At 50.1% G+C, this 6,396-nt stretch carries 9 protein-coding genes; all 9 read right to left on the bottom strand.

Annotated elements, in window-relative coordinates; all coding sequences use genetic code 11:
* Positions 1 to 170: 170 nt before the first annotated feature.
* The 9 genes from nuoK to AB1756_07405 all read right to left on the bottom strand — a co-directional run bounded on the left by nuoK (position 171) and on the right by AB1756_07405 (position 6,224).
* Complete coding sequence (gene nuoK, locus AB1756_07445; protein ID MEW5807162.1) at positions 171 to 482, bottom strand: NADH-quinone oxidoreductase subunit NuoK; 312 nt, start codon at positions 480 to 482, stop codon at positions 171 to 173.
* 1 nt (position 483) lies between these two features.
* Complete coding sequence (locus AB1756_07440; GenBank protein MEW5807161.1) at positions 484 to 1,002, bottom strand: NADH-quinone oxidoreductase subunit J; 519 nt, start codon at positions 1,000 to 1,002, stop codon at positions 484 to 486.
* Positions 1,003 to 1,010: 8 nt separating this feature from the next.
* Complete coding sequence (locus tag AB1756_07435; GenBank protein ID MEW5807160.1) at positions 1,011 to 1,493, bottom strand: NADH-quinone oxidoreductase subunit I; 483 nt, start codon at positions 1,491 to 1,493, stop codon at positions 1,011 to 1,013.
* A 1-nt stretch (position 1,494) separates the two neighbouring features.
* A complete protein-coding gene (gene nuoH, locus AB1756_07430; protein ID MEW5807159.1) occupies positions 1,495 to 2,595 on the bottom strand; it encodes an NADH-quinone oxidoreductase subunit NuoH in 1,101 nt (366 codons plus the stop codon).
* Positions 2,596 to 2,599: 4 nt separating this feature from the next.
* Complete coding sequence (locus AB1756_07425; GenBank protein MEW5807158.1) at positions 2,600 to 3,697, bottom strand: NADH-quinone oxidoreductase subunit D; 1,098 nt, start codon at positions 3,695 to 3,697, stop codon at positions 2,600 to 2,602.
* A gap of 7 nt (positions 3,698 to 3,704) precedes the next feature.
* On the bottom strand, positions 3,705 to 4,307 hold the full coding sequence (locus AB1756_07420) for an NADH-quinone oxidoreductase subunit C (GenBank protein ID MEW5807157.1): 603 nt from the start codon (positions 4,305 to 4,307) through the stop codon (positions 3,705 to 3,707).
* On the bottom strand, positions 4,307 to 4,795 hold the full coding sequence (locus tag AB1756_07415) for an NADH-quinone oxidoreductase subunit B family protein (protein ID MEW5807156.1): 489 nt from the start codon (positions 4,793 to 4,795) through the stop codon (positions 4,307 to 4,309). Before AB1756_07415 ends, AB1756_07420 begins: the two co-directional genes overlap by 1 nt.
* Positions 4,786 to 5,139, bottom strand: a complete 354-nt coding sequence (ndhC, locus tag AB1756_07410) for an NADH-quinone oxidoreductase subunit A (GenBank protein ID MEW5807155.1) — start codon at positions 5,137 to 5,139, stop codon at positions 4,786 to 4,788. The genes AB1756_07415 and ndhC overlap by 10 nt, the downstream gene beginning before the upstream one ends.
* Positions 5,140 to 5,339: 200 nt before the next feature.
* The gene (locus AB1756_07405) at positions 5,340 to 6,224 is read right to left on the bottom strand and encodes a prenyltransferase (protein ID MEW5807154.1); all 885 of its coding nucleotides are present in this window, start codon (positions 6,222 to 6,224) and stop codon (positions 5,340 to 5,342) included.
* Between the last annotated feature and the right edge of the window lie 172 nt (positions 6,225 to 6,396).

Genomic DNA, 6,396 nt, shown 5'->3' with positions numbered 1-6,396 from the left:
CGTTCAGCTCCACGAAAATCCAGACAGATAACAGAAACGACAGAAATACCGCCCCGCACGCTATGTACCCCACCCATCTCTTCGGTATCTGCCTCCTCCCCAAGAGCCCGTTGATCAGGAACCCTATAAATGGAAACAGGATTATCAAATATGCAAACTTCAGCATCTGTCTACCACTTCATCAGATTGATTTCGTCAACGTTGACCGTCTCTTTATTCCGGAACAGCGCGATGATGATGGCAAGGCCAACGGCCACTTCACCGGCGGCGACGCATATGACGAATACTGAAAAGATCTGGCCGGTCAAATCGGGCAAGAATCTTGAAAATCCGATGAGGTTGATGTTGGCTGCGTTCAGCATCAACTCGATGGACATGAAGATGATGATCGCATTCCTCCTGACGAGGACCCCTATTACCCCCAGGGCGAAGAGAAGGGCACTGAATATAAGAATGTGAGTCGAAGTCAGTGTCGTCAACATATCATATCCTGTATTTCGCAAGGACCACGGCACCGATCATTGCGACGAGGAGAAGGACTGATGCAACCTCGAAGGGAAGCAGGTAATACATGTACAGCCCTACTCCAACAGTTTCCAGATTCCCCCCATCCCCATTAAGAACACTGGTATCCTGCGGCTCCGTAGATGTAAACGGGTTAATGAAAAAGATGAAGATGAGAGAAGAAGCAAGGAGCAGGGCGAGGAGGATCGATATCAGAACATGAAATTTCCTGAACCCGCTCATCCCAGTCTTTTGTTCTCCCATAGTAACAAGCATTATGACAAAGAGAAAGAGGACCATGATCCCGCCGGCATATACCAGTACCTGGACGGCTGCAAGGAATTCGGCGTTAAGGAGGACGAAGATGCCTGCGACGGCCAGGAATGTGATGATCAGAAAGATTGCGGAATGCACCGGATTCTTCATCAGAATGACCATGAGCCCCGAGAGCAGGGTGACGGCCGCCAGCAGATAGAAAAATAAAACGTGATAGTCCATCGTCTCTCTTACTTTTTATATTCCCTCTTTTCGTGACCGCTGTATAACCTGTCCTTCTCCGTGATGAACTTTTCCCTCGTGTAAGAGGCAAGCTCATAATCGTGCGACATGTAGATTGCCGAAATCGGTTTCGTCGGGCACGGATCGACGCAGAGCCCGCAGAGACAACACCGCTCATAGTCGATTATGAAGATCTTTGGCTGCTTTCCCTTCCCCGATGCTCTCGTCTCAGCCACAACGGTGATGCAGTTATCGGGACAGGCCTCGGCACAGTTTCCGCAGGCGACGCAGAGTTCTTCAGCAGTCTCCGGGTGCATCCGCAGCCTCGGAACCCCCCGGAACCTTTCCTTCAGAACCAGCCTCTCCTTCGGGTACTCTACGGTCGTATGTGGCCGGAACTGGTTCTTGAGCGTGACCATGAGACCCTTGAACAGTTCGATGAGGAATATCCTCTTCAGGAAGCTCAGCTTTTTTCTCTTCTCTATGTGCATCCTAAAAACTCTTCAGCAGGATAATGACCGCTCCAGTCGCGAGGACATTGACTATGGAAAGAGGAATGAGCCATTTCCATCCGAGAGCCATCAACCTGTCGTAACGATATCTCGGGAAGGTTGCTCTCAGCCACAGGTAGAGGTATATGATGAAGAATGTCTTCGTCGCGAACCAGAAGATCCCGGTGGTCATGGATCCGAAAGGGCCCAAGAATGGGAAGAAATTTTCGAGAGACGGAGTCACCGTACCCAGGAACGGTATCCACCGCTGGAAGACGCTGGTCGGAGGAAGCCATCCACCGAGGAAAAGAGTCGTCACGATAGCCCCGACGACGATCATGTTTATGTACTCCGCGAGGAAGAAGAAGGCGAACTTCATCCCGCTGTATTCGGTATGGAACCCCGCGACGAGCTCATTTTCAGCCTCGGGAAGATCGAAAGGAGTTCTGTTCGTCTCGGCAACCCCGCTGACAAAGTAGATGAAGAGTCCCACGATCTGGGGTATGAAAAACCAGAATCCGAGATTTTTCTGGGCTTCCACGATACCGACCATGCTTGCCGTTTGTGAGATCATCAGCACGCCTATGATGGAAAATCCGAGCGGAACCTCGTAGCTTACCATCTGAGCAGCGCTTCGCAGACCGCCTAGCATCGGATACTTGCTGTTCGATGCCCAGCCCCCGAGGACGATCCCGAAGACGCCGAGCGAAGAAATGGCAAGAAGGTACAGGAGGCCTACATTCACGTCACTCAGATAGGGACGGATCTTTATCCCAAAGATCTCGACGGGCTGGCCCGCAAAGGGGATGACGGCAAATGCGGCAATGGCTGGAAAAACAGCCAGGATCGGGGCTAGGGCAAATACGAATTTATCGGCATTTTTCGGAGTGATGTCTTCCTTGATGAGAAGCTTGATGACGTCTGCTATGGGCTGAAGGAGACCGTGCGGTCCCACTCTCCTCGGACCCAGCCTTACCTGCATGAAGGCGATGACCTTCCTCTCCAGAAGCGTGAGATAAGCGACAATGAGGAGAACGATGAGAAGGACGGCTACTCCCTGCACGGCTGGAATCCCAACGCTGATCAGCAGATTCTTCAACATCGCATCACCTGTCCACGCACCCCAGAACGACGTCAAGCGTACCTATGATGGCGACGATATCGGCTACGAGATGCCCTTCGACCAATCTTGGAAGCGACTGAAGGTTGACGAAATTAGGAGAACGGAACCTCACACGGTAAGGTTTCTCAGAACCATCGCTGATGAGGTAGAAACCCATCTCTCCCCTTGGCCCTTCTACAGAATGGTAGGCTTCTCCTTTCGGTGGTTTTATCCTTCTCGGCACCTTGGCTCTTATCTCGCCATCGGGAAGATGATCAAGAGCCTGAAGGATGATCCTGCGGCTCTGTCTCATCTCCTCGAGCCTGATGAGGTACCGGTCATATGTATCGCCGTTTTTCCCGATCGGGACATCGAAATCAAAATCACGGTAGGTGGCGTAAGGGTAAGCCTTCCTGATGTCCCATTTTACGCCGGATCCCCTCAGCATGGGACCGCTCAGTCCCATGTTGATGGCATCCTCGGCAGATATTACACCGATTCCAATCGTCCTCTGCAGCCAGATTCTGTTGATCGTGAGGAGGTCTTCATACTCTTTCATCCGCGAGGGGAAGAGCTCGCAGAACTTCCTGCACTCTTCCACCCATCCTTCCGGCAGATCCTGGTAGAGGCCGCCGATCCTGACCGCGTTGTAGGTCAGCCTTGCCCCGCAGAACGATTCGAAGAGATCCAGGATCTCTTCCCTCTCCCTGAAGCAGTAGAGGAAGACAGACATGGCACCGATGTCAAGCGCATGAGTCGCCAGCCATACGAGGTGGCTTGCGATCCTCTGGAGTTCTGCAAGGATAACCCTGATGTAGTTTGCTCTTGGCGGAACCTCTATCCCCAGCAGCTTTTCGACGGCCCCTATGTACCCAAGATTCTCCGAAAAAGATGCGACGTAATCTAGCCGGTCGGTAAGTGGCGTAATCTGAACGTACGTCTTACTTTCGCTGAGCTTCTCTATTCCTCTGTGGAGGTAGCCGATGACAGGCTTGGAATCGACGACGGTCTCCCCGTCCAGCCTCAACAGGAGCCGCAGGACACCATGAGTGCTCGGATGCTGGGGACCCATGTTGATGACCATTTCAGTCGTTCGAAACATTGGACGATCACCTGTATCTGATATGGTCGTCCGCTCTTCCTTCCAGTGGGAAATCCTTCCGGAGAGGGTGACCTTCAAAATTCTCAGGGGTCAGTATCCTTTCGAGGGCTGGATGGTCTGAGAAGAAGATTCCGACCAGATCGTAGGTCTCGCGCTCATGCCAGTTGGCAGTCTTCCATACAGTTGTGACAGATGGAGCCGATTCCCCTTCTGCGACGGAGATCTTGAGCGTCAACCTGTGATTCTTCTTTATGGAATAAATGTGATAGACCAGATCGAAGCGTTTCTCCCTGTTGGGATAATCAATTCCGCTTATGCAGGATAGATAATCCATCTCGAGTTCTGAGTCTTCCTTCAGGAAGGAACAGATATCGAGGAATTTTTCCTTCGGGACTCGAATGATGACTTCACCGGCATAATAGGAGACCTCTTCGATACTTTCAGGAAACCGCTCACTCAATTTCTGAAGAGGAAGGGAAGGAACTTCGCGTCTCAACTTCTCTTCATCAAAGTCCGGTTTCTTTGGAGGAGGCGCTGTTTTTTTCTCTGGAGGCTTCTTTTCGTCTCCCACCCCTGGCGGGATATTCTTATTGTCTTCCGCTGCCATCATCACGCACTTTTCTTCTTTGCTATGGTCATGGAATCAATCTTATCCTGGAGCATCATGAGCCCGTAGAGCAGCGCTTCAGGTCTTGGCGGACAGCCCGGGATGTAGACATCAACTGGGACCAGACGATCAACCCCCTGGACGACACTGTAAGTGTTGAACGGGCCCCCTGAAGTAGCACATGCTCCCATGGCGATTACCCACTTCGGCTCTGGCATCTGATCGTAGAGCCTCTTCACAATTGGAGCAATCTTTTCCGTCACAGTCCCAGCCACGATCATCAGGTCGGACTGTCTTGGAGAAGCTCTGAATATCCCCATTCCGAAACGGTCGATGTCGAACCGGGAAGCGCCGGTGGCCATCATCTCGATTGCGCAGCAGGCAAGACCAAATGTCATCGGCCATAGAGCCGATTTTCTCGCCCAGTTAAAGACAGAGTCAACGGTCGTTATTAAAATGTTTGGACTGAACCTTCCCTCTATCAGACCCATTCAAGGGCTCCCTTCTTCCATGCGTAGAAATATCCAATGAGCAGTATGATGAGGAATATTCCCATCTCGATCAAACCGAACAATCTCAGGAAATGATATTTGACCGCCCACGGGAAGAGGAATATGGTCTCCACGTCGAAGACAACGAAGAGAACGGAGATGATGTAATACCTGACGGAATATCTATCCCTGGCCTGCTCTCTCGTCTCGATCCCACATTCATATGGTTCAAGCTTGATCTCGCCTTCTTTACTGGCTCTTATGGCTTTGGCGAAGAGGAGGGTGACAACGGGAAATACAACGCCGATGACGAGAAGGATCAAAATGGGAAAATATTCATACATCTTCCTTTTCTGTTTTCCTCCATTCTCTTTAAATTGAATGAATTGCTTTCTAAATGGCGTGAAAATTTAGCATAATGCCCCATGAGTGTCAAGAAAATGTCATAGCGAAGCAATTCATTCAATTCTGTCATTTCGAGAGATTCTGGGAAAAAGATCGAACCATGGCGACAGAGGTTATTCAGGAAACTGACTTTTTTCCTCTATCCTAACAGTAACCCGATGGCAACCAGAACAGGAGTGACAACATTGATGATCACATTCAAGATCATATATGGAATGAGTCTCTTTGTTTCTTCACCATGACGATAGGCACCGATAAAGGCGGGAATAGCGATGACAAGCGTAAGCAACCCTATAAGGCTGATATGCGGTAGATAGCCCAGGATGACTCCAAGGACAATAGACAGATAAGCCATGAGAAGGAATGCGCCATAAATCAAGCTGCTCCTCCGGCTGCCGAGGATTATGGGAAAATTTCTTCTGCCCACGCTTCGATCCGCCTCGATATCCGGAAACTGATTCAAGAGCAGCAGGTCATTGACCAGGAAGAAGGGCACCAGCGATGCGATGAATGCCGTCCACGAGTATCGGCCTGTAAGAACGAAATCTGTGCCCATGACCATCAGTGTCCCGAAACCCAATCCGGGTGAAATTAAACTCAGAAACGGATTGTGGACAAACCAGGGGGTATAGGCAGCTATGACCAGAAGTCCGAGAACACCCAGCGGCAGAAGGGATAAACCTCTCACATAGATAAAGTACAAGCCTATCAAGCCTGTGATGGCAAAGGCAATGAGCGCGGTAATCAGAGCCAGACGTGCGAATTCGGGCTTCTCAAGTAATGTACCGCTACCGCCGCTGAATGGGGTGCGCGTGGTTCTCGCGTCCAGACCGCTTTTGAAATCAAAGTACTCATTGAAGGCATTCACGCTGATATGGGCAGAAATCGCTCCGATGAGCGCCAGAAGAAAATAAAGACCACTCACCTTCTCAGTTGACCAGACTGCCGTACCGAGCCCCAACAAAACACAGGCAGGAGTTATGATCAAAAATGGAAGACGCATCGGTCCAAGTACATATTCCATATTCCTCACATTGATCTCCTTATATTATTATATGAAACCAAAAGTGTGCGCATATTATTCTCCTTGGCAGTGATCTGACAGACAGCATTCGTCTGTCGCTTTGAAGGATAAAAATTTGGTTTCTTCGTTCTTAAAGGAAATTTCTCTTCTTTGCTTGACATTCTAAATATTA

This window comes from Acidobacteriota bacterium, from assembly GCA_040752675.1.
Lineage (GTDB): Bacteria > Acidobacteriota > Polarisedimenticolia > JBFMGF01 > JBFMGF01 > JBFMGF01.
This window is presented reverse-complemented; position numbering and strand designations above follow the sequence as displayed.

Coding starts and splice junctions, on each gene's coding strand:
- AB1756_07420 (MEW5807157.1), bottom strand. CDS start 4,307: ATGATGGCAGCGGAAGACAATAAGAATATCCCGCCAGGGGTGGGAGAC.
- AB1756_07435 (MEW5807160.1), bottom strand. CDS start 1,493: ATGCACATAGAGAAGAGAAAAAAGCTGAGCTTCCTGAAGAGGATATTC.
- AB1756_07425 (MEW5807158.1), bottom strand. CDS start 3,697: ATGTTTCGAACGACTGAAATGGTCATCAACATGGGTCCCCAGCATCCG.
- AB1756_07405 (MEW5807154.1), bottom strand. CDS start 6,224: ATGGAATATGTACTTGGACCGATGCGTCTTCCATTTTTGATCATAACT.
- ndhC (MEW5807155.1), bottom strand. CDS start 5,139: ATGTATGAATATTTTCCCATTTTGATCCTTCTCGTCATCGGCGTTGTA.
- nuoK (MEW5807162.1), bottom strand. CDS start 482: ATGTTGACGACACTGACTTCGACTCACATTCTTATATTCAGTGCCCTT.
- nuoH (MEW5807159.1), bottom strand. CDS start 2,595: ATGTTGAAGAATCTGCTGATCAGCGTTGGGATTCCAGCCGTGCAGGGA.
- AB1756_07440 (MEW5807161.1), bottom strand. CDS start 1,002: ATGGACTATCACGTTTTATTTTTCTATCTGCTGGCGGCCGTCACCCTG.
- AB1756_07415 (MEW5807156.1), bottom strand. CDS start 4,795: ATGGGTCTGATAGAGGGAAGGTTCAGTCCAAACATTTTAATAACGACC.